Raw genomic sequence first — 16,762 nt, 5'->3', positions numbered from 1 at the left:
GCGGTTCAGCCCTGCCGCGCCCCGGCGGCCGACTCGTCCGGCGCCCGGGTCGCCAGCACGCCCGCGAGGAAGCCGGCGATCTCGCTCACCGTCGGGTAGTTCCACAGCAGCGTGGCCGGCAGGGCGACCCCGAGGTCACGCTCCAGCGCCACCCGTACCGCCGCCGCCAGCAGGGAGTCCACGCCCGCCTCCGTCAGCGGCCGGTGCACCCCGATCCCGTCCGGCCGCAGACCGAGGACCGAGGCCACCCGGCCGCGTACGTCGTCGAGCAGATACGCCGCCAGCTCGTCGCCCGACAGGCCCACCCAGTCCGGCACTTCGGCCGGCCGGACCGCGTCGTCCTGCGTCAGCTCCGCCAGCAGCGCCGGGCGGGGCCCCCGGTGGTCGCGGAGCAGCCCGAGCACCGTGACCAGCGGTCCCGGGGCACCGGCCGCGATCTGGTCGAAGGCGCGCAGCGCCCGGTCCGGGGCCATGTCGGCCGCGCCCCGGGCGGCGAGTTCGACGTCGGTCGCCTCCGCCGCGGTGGCCATGCCCATCCCGCGCCAGCTGGTCCACGCGATCGACACGGACTCCCGGGCGCCGCCGGATCGCCGGTGGGCGGCGAGAGCGTCCAGATAGGCGTTGGCCGCGGCGTACGCTCCCTGGCCCGGCAGGCCCAGCAGCGGGCCAGCCGAGGAGAAGAGGACGAAGAAGTCCGTGGCACCGGGCGGGAAGAGCTCGTGCAGCACCCGGGCCCCCTCGACCTTGGGGCGCATGACCTCCCGCAGCGCGTCGGCCTCCAGACGGTGCAGCATCGCGCTGTGGACGGTGCCCGCCGCGTGCACCACGCCCCGGACCGGCGGCAGGTCGAGCCGCTCCAGCGCCCGCCGGGTCGCCTCCCGGTCGGTGATGTCCACGGCGAGCGTGACCACCGTGACGCCCGCCGACTCCAGCCGCCGCACCGCGGTGACCCGGCGGTCCTCGTCGGACCACTGCGGGCGCGGTGGCAGCGGGGTGCGGCCCAGCAGCACGATCCGGCGGGCCCCTCGCTGGGCGAGGTGCTCGGCCAGTTCGAGGCCCAGCACCCCGAGTCCGCCCGTGATCAGGTACGTTCCGTCGGCCCGGCAGCCGAACGGCTCCTCGTCCGCCGCCGGGGCCGAGGGGACCAGGCGGGGCACCTGGACGGTGCCGTCGGCCAGCGAGAGCACCGGCTCCTGGGGGCGCAGGGGAAGCAGGTCCAGCAGCAGGGTGGCGGACTCCTCGCCGAGCGGGCCCGCCGGGACGTCCACGACGCCGCCCCAGAACTCGGGGTGCTCGCTCGCCGCGACCCGGCCCATGCCCCACAGCGGCGAGCCGCCCAGCCGGTCCACCGAGGCCGCCTCGCGCACCCCGGACGTCAGGCACCACAGCCGGGGCTTGCGGTCGGGCAGCGCCGCGACCTCGGCGACGAGCCGTGCGAACGCGACCGCCGTGGCCTCCGGATCCCGGTCCGCCGGCGCGTAGAGCACATGGTCGGCGTCCGCGAGCGCGGTCGCGTCCACGCTCACGGTGGCGCCCTGCCCCGCGCAGGCGGGCACCAGGGAGCGGGCGAGCTGTTCCGGGCCCAGCACGAGGACCGTCCGGCCGGGCAGCGCGGTACGCGATCCGGCGTTCACCGGGAAGGGCTGCCACTCCAGGTCGAAGCGGCCGCTGGTGCTCCGCTCCTCGCCGGAGAGGCTGCCGTCCAGCTCGCCGTAGCGCAGTCCGCGCAGCGTGAGGGCCGACTCGGCGCCGTCCCCGCCCTCCGCGACCCCGCGGATGTCCACGTGGACGGTGGTGGGGCGTTCGGCGTCGACCTTCACGGTGATGGCCGCTCTGCGGGGCGGCGGGCCGGACCGGTTCACCGAGTCGATGTGGGCGGGCATGCGCAGCACACCCGGGCCGGTGAAGACGACCGAGGCCATCGAGAGGGCGGCGTCCAGCACGGCCGCCCAGCTGCGGTCGAGCTCCGCGGTGGCCACGGCGGTCAGAACGCCCTCGCCGCGGCGCAGTTCCTCGATCCGCCACGGGTAGCCCATGTCGGCGACACCGAGCTCGGCCAGCCGCTCGATCACATGGCCCGGGTCCACCCGCTCCGGCGCGCTCACGTCGCCCAGCGGCTCGACGGACCGTTCGCCGCCGACCTCCGCCAGGGTGTGCGTGGACCAGGCGTTGTCCGGCGCGCCCCGCTTGCGGGAGACGAGCCGCAGCCCGGCGCCGTCCAGGACCGTCTGGACCTCCCGGGTCTCCTCCTGCGGCACCACCACCGGCTGACGCAGCCGCAGATCGCTGAGCACGTCCGTGCGGCCGGCGGTGAGGAAGGTGTTCACCAGCACGGCGGCCGGGATGATCTCGGTGCCCTGGACGGGGTGGCGGCGCGGGTAGGGGCGGGTCCGCAGGTCGAGCGTCGTCGGCCAGACCCGCACCCGGGAGGCGTGCACCGCCGTCGGAGCGCCGAGCAGGGTGTCGACGGGCGGCTCGGCCGTCTCCCGGGCGTCGACCCAGTGCCGCTCGTGCTGCCAGGCGGTGGCGGGGAGTTCGGCGCGCCGGCCCGCGGGGTGGAGCACCGACCAGTCGACCGGCACGCCGGCGCAGTGCAGCCGGGCCAGCGCGGTGAGCAGTGTGGCGCGCTCGGGCTTGTCGCGCCGGAGTGTCGGGACGACCAGGGCGCCCGGGGCGCCGGCCGTGGTCTCGGTGATCGAGTGGCTGACGACGGGGTGCGCGGATATCTCCAGGAAGGTCCGGTGCCCGTCCTCGACGGCGGCCCGTACCGCGTCCGCGAACCGCACCGGGTTGCGCAGGTTCGCCGCCCAGTAGGAGGCGTCCTGCCGGCGCGCGGAGCGCGGGTCCTCGACGGCGGTGAGATAGAGCGGCACCCGGGCGGCGCGCGGCTCCAGATCCGCGACGGCCAGGGCCAGTTCACCACTGATCTCCGTCATGTGCGCGCTGTGGAAGGCGACGTCGGAGTCCACCCGGCGGACGGTCCGGCCCAGCGCGGTCCACCGCTCGGCGGCCGCGTCGACGGCGGGGATGTCACCGGCGACCACGGTCGAGGACGGCGCGGCGGCGATGGCGGCGCACAGGGCGTCGGTGTCGCCGAGGTCGGCGGCCACCTCGTCGAACGGCCGGTCCACCATGACCATGGCGCCCATCCCGGCGACCTTGCGCAGCAGCGCGGAGCGGCGGCAGACGAGCCGGGCCCCCTCCGTCTCGGACAGCACCCCGGCCGCCACGGCGGCGGCGATCTCCCCCACGGAGTGGCCGATGATCGCGGCGGGGGCGACGCCGTAGTGCCGCCAGAGGGCGGTCAGGCCGATCTGCATCGCGAAGAGCATCGACTGGACGGTGTCGACCGAGCCGAGGTCGCCGTCGGTGAGCACCTCGCGCGGAGTGAGCCCGAGCTCCTCGGTGAAGACGGGGCCGAGCCGGTCGATGGCGGCGGCGAACACCGGCTCGTCCCGCAGGAGTTCGCGGCCCATGCCGGACCACTGCGCGCCGTGTCCCGAGAACACCCAGACCGGGGCGCGCCCCGGGCCGGAGGCGTCGCCGGTGACCAGGGCGGGGTGGGCCTCGCCGGCGGCCAGCGCCGTGAGGGCGGCGGTGAGTTCGTCCCGGTCGCCGGTGACGACCGCCGCCCGCTCGGCGAGGTGGGCGCGGTTGTGGGCGAGGGTGTGGCCGACGTCCCCGAGCGGGTGCGCGCCGACGGCCCCGGCCAGCCGGGCGGCCTGGGCGGCGAGGCCGGCGCCGTTGGCGGAGGAGACGGGGTGGAGGGTGAGCGGCGGTGCGGCGTCCGGCCGCCCGCCGGCCGCCTCGGTGTCCCGCCCGGCGTCCGGGCCGGATCCGGGCGTCGCGGCCGGGGCCTGTTCCAGGACGGCGTGGGCGATCGTCCCGCCGTAGCCGTAACTGGCGACACCGGCGAGCCGGGGCCGTCCGGTCGTGGGCCAGGGCGTCGCCTCGGCCACCAGGCGCAGGCCTGAGGTGGCCCACGGGATGTCCTGGCGGGGCCCGTCGACGGAGAGGGTCGCCGGAATGAGGCCGTGCTGCATGGCGAGCGCGGTCTTGATCAGCCCGGCGACCCCGGCGGCGGACTCGCAGTGGCCGATGTTGGTCTTCACGGACCCGATCAGGCACGGGCCGCGGCCCGCGGCCCGGTCGCCGACGACCTCGGCCAGCGCGGCGGCCTCGATCGGGTCGCCGACCTTGGTGCCGGTGCCGTGCGCCTCGACGTAGTCGACCTCGCCGGGCGCGACGCCCGCCGCCGCGTACGCCTTGCGCAGCACGTGGGCCTGCGCGGTCGCCCGGGGCGCCATGATGCCGTCGGTGCGGCCGTCCTGCTGGACCGCGGTGCCGCGGACGAGCGTGATGACGCGGTCGCCGTCGCGACGGGCGTCGCTCAGGCGCTTGAGGACGAGGACACCGCAGCCCTCGCCGCGGCCGTAGCCGTCGGCGGCCTCGTCGAAAGCCTTGGAGCGGCCGTCCGGGGAGATGGCCCCGGCGATGTCGAGGACCGTGGTCAGGCCGGGGCCGGCCATCAGCATGACCCCGCCCGCGAGTGCCAGGGGCACCTCTCCGGCGCGCAGGGCGGCGCACGCCTGGTGCAGGGCGACGAGGGACGAGGAGCAGGCGGTGTCCACGGCGAGGCTGGGGCCGCGCAGGTCGAGGGTGTAGGAGATCCGGTTGGGCACCCCGCAGAGCGAGGAGCCGATCCCGGTCCAGGCCTCCACCCCGGGCAGGTCCTCCAGGAGCCTGCGGCCGTAGTCGTCGGTGCCCACGCCGATGAAGACGCCGGCGTCGGTGCCGGCGAGGCTCGTCGGGGGGATGCCGGCGTGCTCCAGGGACTCCCAGGCCACCTCCAGCGCCATCCGCTGCTGCGGGTCGAGCTGGCGGGCCTCGGTGGCGGACATGCCGAAGAAGGCGGCGTCGAAGCCGCTGATGTCCTCCAGGAAGGCGCCGTTGGAGATCACGCGCGACAGCACGGCCGCGTTCTCCCGCGACCGGGCGCGCTGCGGGGCCCAGCGGTCCTCGGGCACCGGCCCGGACGCGTCGACCTCGTTCATCAACAACGTCCAGAAGTCCTGCGGGGAGTTGATGCCGCCGGGGAAGCGGCAGCCGATACCGACGACGGCGATCGGCTCGTCGGGGGACGGCGGCAGAGAGGACAGATCACTCACCATGGGTCACCGCTCACGGGTCGGGGCGTCGTCCGCTGCGGACGACGGAGGACGACGGGGGACGAGGGACGACGGGGGACGAGGGGGGACGACGGGGGGCGAGGGGAGTCCGGCCGGGCCGGTGGGGCGGGCGCGGACCGGGGCCGGGGCCGGGCGGGGCTCGGGGGTCATGCGTACATGACCGCCTTGTCCCAGTCCTCGCCCTCGCCGAAGAGGTAGCGGGCCTTGAGGATGTCGCGCTGGGCGGTGAGCGCCGAGGTGGGGACCAGCGTGCCGAGCGGGAGTCCGGCGATGTCGTGCGGTACGCCGAGCTCGCGGTCGATCAGCCGGGCCAGCTCCTTGACGGCCCGTTCGCGTACGGCGTCCGGCGCCTCGAACTCGACGCGCAGCAGGTCCGGTTCGGCCCTGGCCCGCCAGAACATCACCTCGTACGCGATGGGCAGGCCGAACACCAGCTCCTCCAGGCGCTGCTGGGTGACCGTGCCGGAACCGACGGGATACCCCGCGCCGGCCCGGCCCAGCACCCGGACCGTGGGCAGGACCCAGTCGCAGGCGCAGCCGCCGTCGGCGACCTCGACGTCGTCGGCGAGGTTGTAGCGCAGCAGGGGCATGGCCTCGCGGTACAGCGGGGTCACCACCAGCTGGCCGCGGCCGGTGGCGGAGAGCGTCCCGGTGTGCGGGTCCCACACCTCGAAGACCGCGCGGTCCGCCCACAGGTGCAGGGACCCGCGCGGGCACTGGCCGGCGATGGTGCCCGTTTCGGTGGAGCCGTACTCCTCGACGATCGGGATGCCGCCCCAGATCTCGCTGATCCGCTGCCGCCGCACCTCGGTGAGGGGTTCGGCGGCGGTGAACATCGCCCGCAGGGCGGGGAAGTCCTTCTCCGGGCGGAGCCCGGCGGCCTTCGCGGTGGCCGCGAGCATCATGATCTCGGTGGGGTTGCACCAGGTGAGGGTGACGTCCAGGGCGCGCATCACCCGCACCATCCGGGGCAGCGGCGTGGCCAGCGAACGGGCGTCGCCCGGCACGATGGTGGCCCCGCGCAGCCGACCGGCCGCCTGGGCGAGGTGAGCGGTGATGACCAGGCCGTAGGGGGTGCGGACGAGGAAGGTGTCCGCGGGGGTGATGCCGACCCACTTGCGGGCGTAGCGCTCGGCCAGGTCGGTCCAGTCCTCGTCGGTGTAGTACGAGGCCGTCGGCTCGCCGGACGTGCCGCTGGACTCGTGGTACGTGGCGAGCTTCTCGCGGTCGACGGCGAGCATCCCGAACGGGTACTGGTCACGCAGGTCCTGCTTGGTGGTCAGCTCGATCCCGGCGAAGTCCGCCGCCCCGGACGGTGCCGCACGGCCCGCGTAGCGGGAGGCGTAGAAGGGCGAACGCATCGCCTGGGCGATCACCCTGGGCAGCTCGGCCGCCTGGAGGCGCGCGAGTTCGGCGGGGTTGGACCAGTCGCCCGGTTCCGGACGCGGCAACGACATCGGATCTCCCTCGTCTGTGCCCAGGGCCGCGAGCTGCGGCGCGCGGCGGTTACGCGCACAGCACAGCACCGGGGTACGGGGCGCGCCCGAGTAGTCGCTACTCAAGTCGCCCGCGGGTGTGCGCCGGGCGCGCGGCATCGGTGCTGCCCAGCACCCATACGCCTTTAGACGTCGTCTAACGCACAGGGCGTCCCGTGGGCGCCGTCCGGGAGCGGTGTTGAGTACCGCCTACTCATGAGGGTCCGGCGCCCCAGCTGTTGTGCTTGCGGCCAAGGCCACCCACCACGAAGGAGTCGGCGCGATGAGGACCGAGAACCTGTATCTCGCCGGGATCGGCAGCCACCTGCCGCCCCTGTACCCGGCCGAACGCGCGGTAGCCGAGGGGCTGTACGAGGAGGCGGCGAGGGAGTCCTCGGGCATGCTCTCCGCCGCCGTCAGCGAGTCGACGCCCGCCCCCGACATGGCCGTCGACGCGGCCCGTGCCGCCCTGGCCGGATCCGGCCACACGCCGGACGACTTCGGCATCCTGCTGCACAGCTACACCTACCACCAGGGCCCCGACGGCTGGTCGGCCGGGCACTACGTCCTCAGGAACACCCTCGACCGCCCGATCCCCGCGGTGGAGATCAAGCAGGGCTGCCTCGGCATGCTCGCCTCGGTGGAGGCCGCGGCGAACCGGCTCATCGCCAACCCCACGCACGAGGCCGCGCTCATCACGACCGGCGACAACTACTCCACGCCGGGCGTGCGGCGCTGGCAGGCCTCCGGGCTCTTCGTGCTCGCCGACGCCGGATCGGCCGTGGTGCTCTCCCGCCGCTCCGGTTTCGCGCGGCTCCTCGCCGTCGGCTCGCTGTCCGACCCCTCGATGGAGATCCTGCACCGGGCGGGCGAGGACCTCTTCCCGCCGGGCGTCACCCGGGGGAGGGGCCTGAACTTCTCCGAGCGGGCCGAGAAGGTCCGTGAGCAGTGGGCCGCCGGCCAGGCCCCGCCGATCAAGAACTTCGGCGACCGGGTCGCCGAGATCGCCGAGCGCACCCTGAAAGAGGCCGGCCTCACCCTCGACCAGGTCAGCCGCGTCTGCCACGTCGGCTTCGCGCGGCCGGCACTGGAGGCGATGTTCCTGCTGCCGCTGGACGTCCCCGAGGAGAAGAACGACTGGGAGCACGTCCGCACCATCGGGCACACCGGGGCCGCCGACCTGTTCCTCGGCCTCGAACACCTCTGGCGCGGCGGCGAGGTCGGCCCCGGCGACAACGTCCTGCTGATCGGCGCCAGTACCGGCATGGAGGCCGGCGCCGCCGTCGTACGCATCACCGAGTCCGCGCCCGAAGCCGAGTGAGGAGGGCCCCCATGCTCGCCGGATGCACCCCCTGGCCGCCCGACGTGGCGCGGCACTACCGCGAACAGGGCCTCTGGCGCGGTGAGACGCTCGGCACGGTGCTGCGCGACACCGCCCGCCGGTACGGCTCCGACACCGCGCTGATCCACGGCGACCGGCACATCAGCTACACCGAACTCGACGCCTGGGCCGACCGGCTGGCCGCCGGCTTCCTGGCGCACGGCGTCCGGGCGGACGACCGCATCGTGGTCCAACTGCCCAACGTGCCGGAGTTCGTGGCGATCTCCTTCGCGCTGATGCGGATCGGCGCCAAGCTCGTCTTCGCCCTCCCCGCGCACCGCGAGACCGAGATCAGCCACCTCGTGGAGCTCAGCGGCGCCACCGGCTACGTCCTGCCCGAGGAGCACCGCGGCTTCGACCACCGGGAGACGGCCCGCACGGTCCTCCACGGCTGCGACACGCTCCGCTCGCTCTTCGTCCTCGGGGCGAAGGAGGAGGGCTTCGTCACCGTGGCCGAGCTGGAGGCCGCCGTCGCCGACCCCCGGCCCCTGCCCGAACCCGACCCGTCCGACGTCGCGTTCTTCCTGCTCTCCGGCGGCACGACGGCCCTGCCCAAGCTGATCCCGCGCACGCACGACGACTACGTCTACCAGGCCGGACGGGCCGCCGACGTGTGCGAGCTGACGGCCGCCGACACCTACCTCGCGGTGCTCCCCGTCGCGTTCAACTTCGCCTACGGGTGCCCCGGCGTGATCGGCACGCTGATGACCGGGGGCACCGCCGTGCTGGCCGACACCCCCAACCCGCTGGACTGCTTCCCCCTGATCGAGCGCCACGGGGTCACCGTCACCGCGATGGTGCCCTCCATCGTGCAGCTGTGGCTGGAGGCCGCCGAGTGGAGCGAGGACGACCTCGGCAGCCTGCGGCTGCTCCAGGTCGGCGGAGCCCGCATGCTGCGCGACTTCACGGCACGCATCGCCCCCACCCTGGGCTGCTCGCTCCAGCAGGTGTTCGGGATGGCCGAAGGACTGCTGACCTTCAGCCGGCCCGACGACCCGGCCGAGTCGGTGCTGACCACCCAGGGCAGGCCGATCTCGGACGCCGACGAGCTGCGGATCGTCGACGTGAACGGCGCCGCGCTCCCCGTTGGAGAGGTGGGCGAGCTGATCACCCGGGGCCCGTACACCCTGCGCGGCTACTACGGCGTGCCCGAGTACAACCGGCGTGCCTTCACCGACGACGGCTTCTACCGGACCGGCGACCTGGCCCGGCTCACGGAGCGCGGCGAGCTGGTCATCGAAGGCCGGATCAAGGAAATGATCATCCGGGGCGGCGACAAGGTCTCCGCCGGCGAGGTGGAGGACCACCTCCTGGCGCTCGACGGCATCGCCTCGGCCGCGGTGATCGGGGTCGCCGACCCGTTCCTCGGCGAGCGGATCAGCGCGTACCTCGTCGCCGACGGCCCCCGGCGGTCGCTGTCCGACCTCAAACAGGCCGTGCACGCGCGCGGAGTCGCGGACTACAAACTGCCCGACGCCGTGCGCTACGTGCCCGAGCTGCCCCTCACCCCTCTCGGCAAGGTCGACAAGAAGGCGCTGGCGGCATCCGCCGCGTCCGAGCAGGAAGGCTGACGTGGACAAGTCCCCGAACCCGACGGAGCAGGACCTGCGCGAGACCCTCGCGCCGCTGCTGGGCATCGACCCGGCGGCGATCGAGCCCGACGCCAACCTCGTGGTCCTCGGCCTGAGTTCGCTGGAGATCATGCGGCTCATCAGCCACTGGCGCAAGAGCGGGGTCCCGGCCCAGTTCGACGCCCTCGTCGCGGCGCCGACGCTGAACGGCTGGATCGCCCACTTCGCCGCCGTGACGGACGCCCCGGCGGCCGGTTCGGGGGCGGGCCGGTGAGCGCCGAGCTGATCACGGGCGGCACCGTCTACACCGCGGACGACCGGGAGAGCGTGCACCCCGGCGGAGCCGTCCTGGTGGTGGACGGCGTGATCGCGGCCGTCGGCCCCGCCGCCGACGTCGAGCGGGCCGTCGCCGCGCTCACCCCGGAGCAGCGGGCGGGCCTGGCCCGCCGCGACGCCCGCGGCATGATGGTGCTGCCCGGCTTCGTCAACGCGCACTGGCACGAGATGTTCGCCATGCGCCTCCCCATGCGCGGCGCCCTGCGCCCGGCGTCCGACCGCGAGGACCAGGTCGCGTTCATGGGCGGCGGCGGCGACATGCACCAGATCTCCGCCACCTTCGACCGGTTCGACGGCCTCATCGACGCGATGACCCCCGACGAGGCGCAGGCCATCGCCGCGTACTCGATGTGGACCCAGCTGCGCGGCGGCGTCACCACCCTCGGCGACATGGGCTCGCTCAACCGCCCGCACTCCATGGTCGCCGCCGCGCAGGCCCTGGGCATCCGCTTCTCCGCGAGCACCTGGGCGAGCGACGCGATCTGTCCGCCCGACGGGAGCCGCTTCGTCCGCACCCGGGACACGGACGGGGTCCTCGCCCAGGCCGAGGACCTGCTGGAGCTGACGGCCCGGGACACCTCCGGCCGCATCCGGTTCCGTCCCAGCGTCGCCTACGTCACCAACATGACCGACGAACTGGCCCGCGGTATGGCGGACCTCGTGGCCCGGCACGACCTGGGCTTCGCCACCCATGTGGGCGCGCTCCGCAACGAGGTCGAGCTGATGCGTACGTACTACGGGCAGACCGGTGTCCGCCGGCTCGCCGAACACGGCCTGGTCGACGAGCGGTTGATGGCGGGCCACTGCGCCTTCCTCGACGAGGACGAGCAGAAGCTGATGATCGCGGGCCGCGCCCACATCAGCCATTCGCCCGGGAAGTACGGCCCCTCCGGCGAGTCCTCGCTCACCGAGACGGGCGTCGTGCCCGCGCTGCGCAGGCAGGGCCTGGACGTGTCGCTGTCCACGGACGGCTCCTCCATGCCGAGCGCCGGGATCGCGGAGACGATGCGCGCCGCCTGGCAGATGTACAACGAGATGAGTGCCGACCAGACCGAGGTGCTGCCCACCGACGCGCTGGCGATGGGCACCAGGATCGCGGCCAAGGGGCTGCGGTGGGACGACGCCGTGGGCAGCCTGGAAGCCGGGAAGCAGGCCGACCTGGTCCTGGTGCGGGCGGACGACTGGCGCTACCTGCTCAACCCCCGGCCGCTGGAGGGATTCCTCTGGCTGGCCGGCTCGGCCGACGTGGACACCGTGATCGTGGGCGGCCGCACCCTGCTGTCCGGGGGGCGGAGCGTCGGGGTCGACGAGGGCGTCCTCCAGGAGCGCTATCTGGACGCGCTCGCCTCGTTCTCCACCCGGGCGCTCGGCATCCCCGGCGAGGTCGTCGGACGGGTCGTCGGGGGGTGGACCCGATGAGCGCCCCGCTCTCCGGCGTCGCCCTGGTCACCGGGGCCGCCGGCGGCATCGGCACCGAGGTCGTCCGCGCCCTGACGGCCGCCGGGCTGCCGGTCGGGCTCGTCGACCGTGACGTCCCGGCCCTGTGGGAGCTGGCCGCCGAACTCGCCGCGGCCGGGGCCCGGGTGCTCGCGGTCCCCGCGGACGTGACCGTCAGCAAGGACGTCGACACGGCGGTCGCCAAGGTGGAGGCCGGGCTCGGCCCGATCGAGAACCTGGTCAACGCCGCCGGAGTGCTCCGCAGCGGGCCGGCGGCCGAACTCAGCGACGCGGACTGGGACACCACCTTCGCCGTCAACGCGGGCGGCGTCTTCCACACCAGCCGGGCGGTGGCCGGGGTCATGGTGCCGCGCCGGCGCGGCGCGATCGTGACGATCGCCTCCAACGCGGCTGCCACGCCCCGTATGTCCATGGCCGCCTACGCGGCCTCCAAGGCGGCCTCGGCCATGTTCACCAAATGCCTGGGCCTGGAACTCGCCCCCCACGGCATCCGCTGCAACGTCGTCGCACCCGGCTCCACCCGTACGCCGATGCTCACCGCCCTCCAAGGCGACGCCGCCGAACGGGCCTCCGTGGACGGGGTGCCCGACGCCTACCGGCTCGGCATCCCGCTGGGCCGGATAGCCGAGCCCGGCCACATCGCCGACGCCGTGCTGTTCCTGCTCTCCGAGCGGGCCGCGCACATCACCATGCACGACCTGACCGTAGACGGCGGAGCCACGCTCGGCGTCTGACCGCTCCCGTGAGAAGAGGACACGTTCCGTGGCGATTGCGCCGATCGACCCCTACCCCCTACCGCGGGCCGCCGATCTGCCGGCCAACACCGTGGCCTGGACCGTCGACCCCCGCCGGGCCGTGCTGCTGGTGCACGACATGCAGCACTACTTCCTCGCCCCCTTCCCCGAGAACGCCGAACCGCGCACCGGACTCCTCGAAGGCGTCGCCGCGCTGCGCGAGAGCTGCACCCGGGCCGGCGTCCCCGTCGTCTACTCCGCCCAGCCCGGCGACATGACCCCGAAGGAGCGCGGGCTGCTCCAGGACTTCTGGGGCCCCGGCATGTCCGCCTCCCCCGAGGACCGCGGCATCCCGGACGCCATCGCGCCCGGCGAGGACGACACCGTCCTCACCAAGTGGCGGGCCAGCGCCTTCCACCGGACCGGCCTGCTGGACCTCCTGACCGCCCAGGGGCGTGACCAGCTGATCATCTGCGGTGTCTACGCCCACGTGGGCATCCTGCTCACCGCCTGCGACGCCTTCGCCCACGGCATCCAGCCCTTCCTGGTCGCCGACGCGATGGCCGACTTCACCCCCGACTACCACCGGACGGCGCTGGAGTACGCCTCGGCCCGCTGCGGCGTGTCCGTCACCACGGCGACGGTCTGCGACGCCCTGACGAGCGCGTCCGCGACGCCGGCCGGGAGAGCGTCGTGACCACACTCGACGAACTCGCCGAAGGAGGGCGCCCGTTCGCCCTCCTGCACCGGCCCGAGAGCGACCACCCCGACACCGTCGACCTGCTGCTCGGCGACTTCTCCGAAGTGGCCACCACGGCCGGCCTGCCGGAGGTGAACGGCGGCGTCGACCGCCACGAGACCCTCGTCCTGCTGCCCTACCGGGTGATCGGCGAACGGGGCTACGACCACCACGACGACGGCGAGCCGCTGCTGGTCATGACGGTCCGGAACCAGTCGCGACTGCCGGTGGCCGACGCACTCGGCCAGGTGCTGGCCTGGCCGGTCGAACTGGACGGAGCCACCGGCGACTTCGACCTGGCGGACGAGGCGTACGGCGACCTGGTCCGGCGGGTGCTCGCCGAGGAGATCGGCCACGGATCGGGCGCCAACTTCGTCATCAAGCGCACCTTCGTCACCGAGATCCCGCACTGGTCGGTGCGGACCGCGCTGGCCTTCTGGGGGCGGCTGCTCCGCGGGGAGCCGGGAGCGTACTGGATCTTCATCGTCCACACCGGCGAGCGGACCTTCATCGGCGCGAGCCCCGAGCGGCATGTCAGCCTCGACGGCGGCGTGGCGGTGATGAACCCGATCAGCGGGACCTACCGCTACCCCGCCGACGGACCGGACACCGCCGGCCTGCTGGAGTTCCTCGCCGACGGCAAGGAGACCAACGAGCTGTACATGGTGCTCGACGAGGAACTCAAGATGATGAGCCGGGTCTGCGACGACGCCCGGGTGGTCGGCCCGGGGCTCAAGGAGATGGCCCACCTCGCCCACACCGAGTACCGCATCGTCGGCCGCAGCACCCGCGACGTGCGCGAGATCCTGCACGAGACGCTCCTCGCCCCGACCGTCACCGGCAGCCCGGTGGAGAGCGCCTGCCAGGTGATCGCCAAGTTCGAACCGCAGGGCCGCGGTTACTACGCGGGCATCGCCGCGCTGATCGGCCGGGACGCGCACGGCGAGCGGCGCATGGACTCCGCCATCCTGATCCGCACGGCGGACGTCGACGCCCGGGGCCGGATGCGGATCGCGGTCGGCTCGACGCTGGTACGGGACTCCGAGCCCGCCGGTGAGAGCGCCGAGACCCGGGCCAAGGCGGCCGGACTCCTCGCCGCCCTCGACCGCGCGCCCGGCCCCCGGCGCCCGGCCGCCCATCACGACCACCCGCAGATCAGAGCCGCCCTCCTGGAGCGCAACCGGCCGCTGTCGGACTTCTGGACCACCCCCGCCGCGCAGCGCCGCACCGGGCGGGAACGCCTGCTGGTCCTCGACGCCGAGGACACCTTCACCGCGATGGGGGCCCAGCAGCTGCGGTCGCTGGGCTTCGACGTCACCGTGCGCCGGTTCGACGAGCCGCACCGCTTCACCGGCTACGACCTCGTGATCCTCGGACCCGGCCCCGGCGACCCCCGGGAGGAGAGCCACCGCAAGATCGCCTACCTGCGCGCCGTCACCGCCAGCCTGATCAACCTGCGGGTGCCGTTCGTCTCGGTCTGCCTGAGCCACCAGATCCTGTGCCGGCTGCTCGGCCTCCCGCTGCGCGCACTGGACTTCCCCAACCAGGGCGTACGCCGGACGGTCGACCTCTTCGGCACCGCCCAGCAGGTCGCCTACTACAACAGCTTCGTCGCGCACTCCTCGGCCGACCGGCTGTACAGCCCGCTGGTCGCCCACGACGTGGAGGTCGCCCGGGACCCGGAGACCGGCGAGGTGCACGCCCTGCGCGGCCCCGGCTTCGCCTCGGTGCAGTTCCATCCCGAGTCGGTCATGACACGGCACGGCGCGGCCATCCTGGACGGCCTGGTCACCGGCGCGCTCGCGCCGGTGCCTCACGGAGTGGAGCTCACGGCGTGACCGGTTCCCTGCTCGGCGCCCCTCCCGTGCCGCCCGCGGCCGGCCCGCCGCACCCGCCCGCCCGGCAGCAGCCGCACTGGCCCGAGGGACCCGCGCTGCGCTCCAGCCTGGCGGCCCTCGGACGGAGCCTCCCGCTGGTACTCCCGGACGAGTGCGCCCGCCTCAGGAGCCGGCTGGCGGCGGTCGCCCGGGGCGAGGCGTTCCTCGTCCAGGGCGGAGACTGCGCGGAGTCCCTCGACGCGCTGGACGCCGGTTCGATCCGGCGGACCGTCGCCACCCTGGGCGGCGTGGCCGACGTGCTGGGCCGGGCCCTGGAGCTGCCGACCGTCACGGTCGGACGGCTGGCGGGCCAGTACGCGAAGCCCCGCTCGGCGGAGACCGAGATCCGCGACGGCGTCGAACTGCCCGTCTACCGGGGCGACGCGGTCAACGGCCACGCCTTCACCGCCGCGGACCGCACCCCCGATCCGGGCCGCCTCGTCCGCGTACGCGACGCATCCGCCGCCACGCTCAACCTGGTCAGAGCACTCACCGCGAACGAGGACGGCACGGCACCGGAAGGACTGCCGCGGGAGCTGTACACCTCGCACGAGGGGCTCGTCCTGGACTACGAACGGGCCCTGACCCGGGACGATCCGGCCGGCGGCGGACGGTACGCGTCCTCCGGCCACCTGCTGTGGATCGGGGAGCGCACCCGGCAGCTGGACGGTGCGCACGTCGCGTACTTCGCCGGCATCGGCAACCCGATCGCGGTCAAGGTCGGACCGACCGCCGGCACCGACGAGCTGATCCGGCTGGTCGACCGGCTGGACCCCGACCGCGACCCCGGGCGGCTCACCCTGATCGTGCGGATGGGCGCCGGCCGCATCCGCGACGTGCTGCCCGACCTGATCAGCAAGACGGTCGCCGAGGGCATGACGGTCGGCTGGGTGTCCGACCCCATGCACGGGAACACGGTCGGAGCCCCCTGCGGGCGCAAGACCCGCCGGTTCGACGACATCCTCGACGAGACGGCCGGCTTCTTCGAGGTGACCCGCGGCCTGGGAGTGCACCCCGGCGGCATCCACCTGGAGCTGACCGGCGACGACGTGGCCGAGTGCGTCGGCGGCACCGGCGGCGGGGTCGGCTACGACGAACTGCCCGGCGGCTACCGGTCCGTGTGCGACCCCCGGCTCAACCGGCGGCAGTCGCTCGACCTCGCGCGGCGGCTCGCCGCCCTCGTCGCCCGCCCTCCCTCCCCGGCGGACGCCGGCGGGCGGCCGACCGGCCGGGACACCGCGTCATGAGGGCCGCCGCGGTCATCGGCGGTGCCCCCGTCACCGACACCGCCGACCTCTGGCTGCTCCCGGAGCACGCCGTCGACGCGTTCGCCGCGGAGTGCGGCGGCGTGGACCTGCTGAGCGAGGACGAACGTACGCGGATGGCACGGCTGTTGAGGCCGGCCGACCGGAAGCGGTTCCTGGCCCGGCGGATGCTGTGCCGTCACGCGCTGAGCGCCCGCACCGGCCGCCCGCTCGGGGAGTGGCGCTTCACGACCGGCCCGCACGGCCGGCCCGAGCCCGAACCCGGCACGGGCGGCCTGCGGTTCAGCCTCGCCGACACCGAGGGCCTCGTGGTCTGCGCCGTCACCGAGGGCCGGATGTGCGGGGTCGACGTGGAGCAGACCTCCGTCTCCGCCGATTCGGCCCACCACATCAGCAGGTTCTTCGCCTCCGAGGAACTCCTGGAGCTCTCCGCACTGGAGCCGGCCGCACTGGTCGCGCGGGTCGCCGAGCTCTGGGTGCTCAAGGAGGCCTACCTCAAGGCCCAGGGGACGGGACTGCACCGGAGCCTCGCCGAATTCTCCTTCGCCGCGCGAGGCCCGACGGCACCCGGGCGGATCACCGTACGCGACTCCGTACGCCCCGGCGCCTGGGCCTTCGAGCTTCTCCGCCCGGGCCCCCACCACCTGGTCGCCCTCGCCGTCGAGGGCGACGACCGAGCCGCAGTGCGGCAGACCTGGCTGACCGGATCCGGGAAGCCGACCGACCCACGATGAGGG

The 16,762-nt window shown here is 74.3% G+C and carries 11 protein-coding genes; 9 read left to right on the top strand and 2 right to left on the bottom strand.

The genetic code is table 11. The features are described 5' to 3' along the window. Positions 1–5: 5 nt before the first annotated feature. On the bottom strand, positions 6–5,171 hold the full coding sequence (locus tag OG245_RS16150) for an SDR family NAD(P)-dependent oxidoreductase (RefSeq protein WP_371624232.1): 5,166 nt from the start codon (positions 5,169–5,171) through the stop codon (positions 6–8). Between the two features lie 164 nt (positions 5,172–5,335). Continuing rightward, positions 5,336–6,646: a phenylacetate--CoA ligase family protein gene (locus OG245_RS16145; protein ID WP_371624231.1), complete on the bottom strand. Its 1,311-nt coding sequence runs from the start codon at positions 6,644–6,646 to the stop codon at positions 5,336–5,338. 301 nt (positions 6,647–6,947) lie between these two features. Here OG245_RS16145 and OG245_RS16140 point away from each other — a divergent pair, with 301 nt between their 5' ends. Genes OG245_RS16140 through OG245_RS16100 form a run of 9 tightly spaced genes read left to right on the top strand, consistent with a single transcriptional unit; the run spans position 6,948 to position 16,759 of the window. Next, on the top strand, positions 6,948–7,985 hold the full coding sequence (locus OG245_RS16140) for a ketoacyl-ACP synthase III family protein (RefSeq protein ID WP_371624230.1): 1,038 nt from the start codon (positions 6,948–6,950) through the stop codon (positions 7,983–7,985). A gap of 11 nt (positions 7,986–7,996) precedes the next feature. After that, entirely contained in the window at positions 7,997–9,616 is a 1,620-nt protein-coding gene (locus OG245_RS16135) for a (2,3-dihydroxybenzoyl)adenylate synthase (RefSeq protein WP_371624229.1), read from the top strand. A gap of 1 nt (position 9,617) precedes the next feature. Continuing rightward, positions 9,618–9,890: a phosphopantetheine-binding protein gene (locus tag OG245_RS16130; protein ID WP_371624228.1), complete on the top strand. Its 273-nt coding sequence runs from the start codon at positions 9,618–9,620 to the stop codon at positions 9,888–9,890. Beyond that, positions 9,887–11,371: an amidohydrolase family protein gene (locus tag OG245_RS16125; protein ID WP_371624227.1), complete on the top strand. Its 1,485-nt coding sequence runs from the start codon at positions 9,887–9,889 to the stop codon at positions 11,369–11,371. The genes OG245_RS16130 and OG245_RS16125 overlap by 4 nt, the downstream gene beginning before the upstream one ends. Then, on the top strand, positions 11,368–12,144 hold the full coding sequence (locus OG245_RS16120) for a 2,3-dihydro-2,3-dihydroxybenzoate dehydrogenase (protein ID WP_371624226.1): 777 nt from the start codon (positions 11,368–11,370) through the stop codon (positions 12,142–12,144). The genes OG245_RS16125 and OG245_RS16120 overlap by 4 nt, the downstream gene beginning before the upstream one ends. A gap of 28 nt (positions 12,145–12,172) precedes the next feature. Next, positions 12,173–12,841, top strand: coding sequence for an isochorismatase family protein (locus OG245_RS16115; RefSeq protein WP_371624225.1), 669 nt, complete (start codon positions 12,173–12,175; stop codon positions 12,839–12,841). Next, positions 12,838–14,721: an anthranilate synthase family protein gene (locus OG245_RS16110; RefSeq protein ID WP_371624224.1), complete on the top strand. Its 1,884-nt coding sequence runs from the start codon at positions 12,838–12,840 to the stop codon at positions 14,719–14,721. Before OG245_RS16115 ends, OG245_RS16110 begins: the two co-directional genes overlap by 4 nt. Then, positions 14,718–16,007, top strand: coding sequence for a 3-deoxy-7-phosphoheptulonate synthase (locus OG245_RS16105; RefSeq protein ID WP_371624223.1), 1,290 nt, complete (start codon positions 14,718–14,720; stop codon positions 16,005–16,007). Before OG245_RS16110 ends, OG245_RS16105 begins: the two co-directional genes overlap by 4 nt. After that, entirely contained in the window at positions 16,004–16,759 is a 756-nt protein-coding gene (locus OG245_RS16100) for a 4'-phosphopantetheinyl transferase superfamily protein (RefSeq protein ID WP_371624222.1), read from the top strand. Before OG245_RS16105 ends, OG245_RS16100 begins: the two co-directional genes overlap by 4 nt. The last annotated feature ends 3 nt before the right edge of the window (positions 16,760–16,762 follow it).

Source organism: Streptomyces sp. NBC_01116 (genome assembly GCF_041435495.1).
In the GTDB taxonomy this organism is placed as follows: domain Bacteria; phylum Actinomycetota; class Actinomycetes; order Streptomycetales; family Streptomycetaceae; genus Streptomyces.
This window is presented reverse-complemented; position numbering and strand designations above follow the sequence as displayed.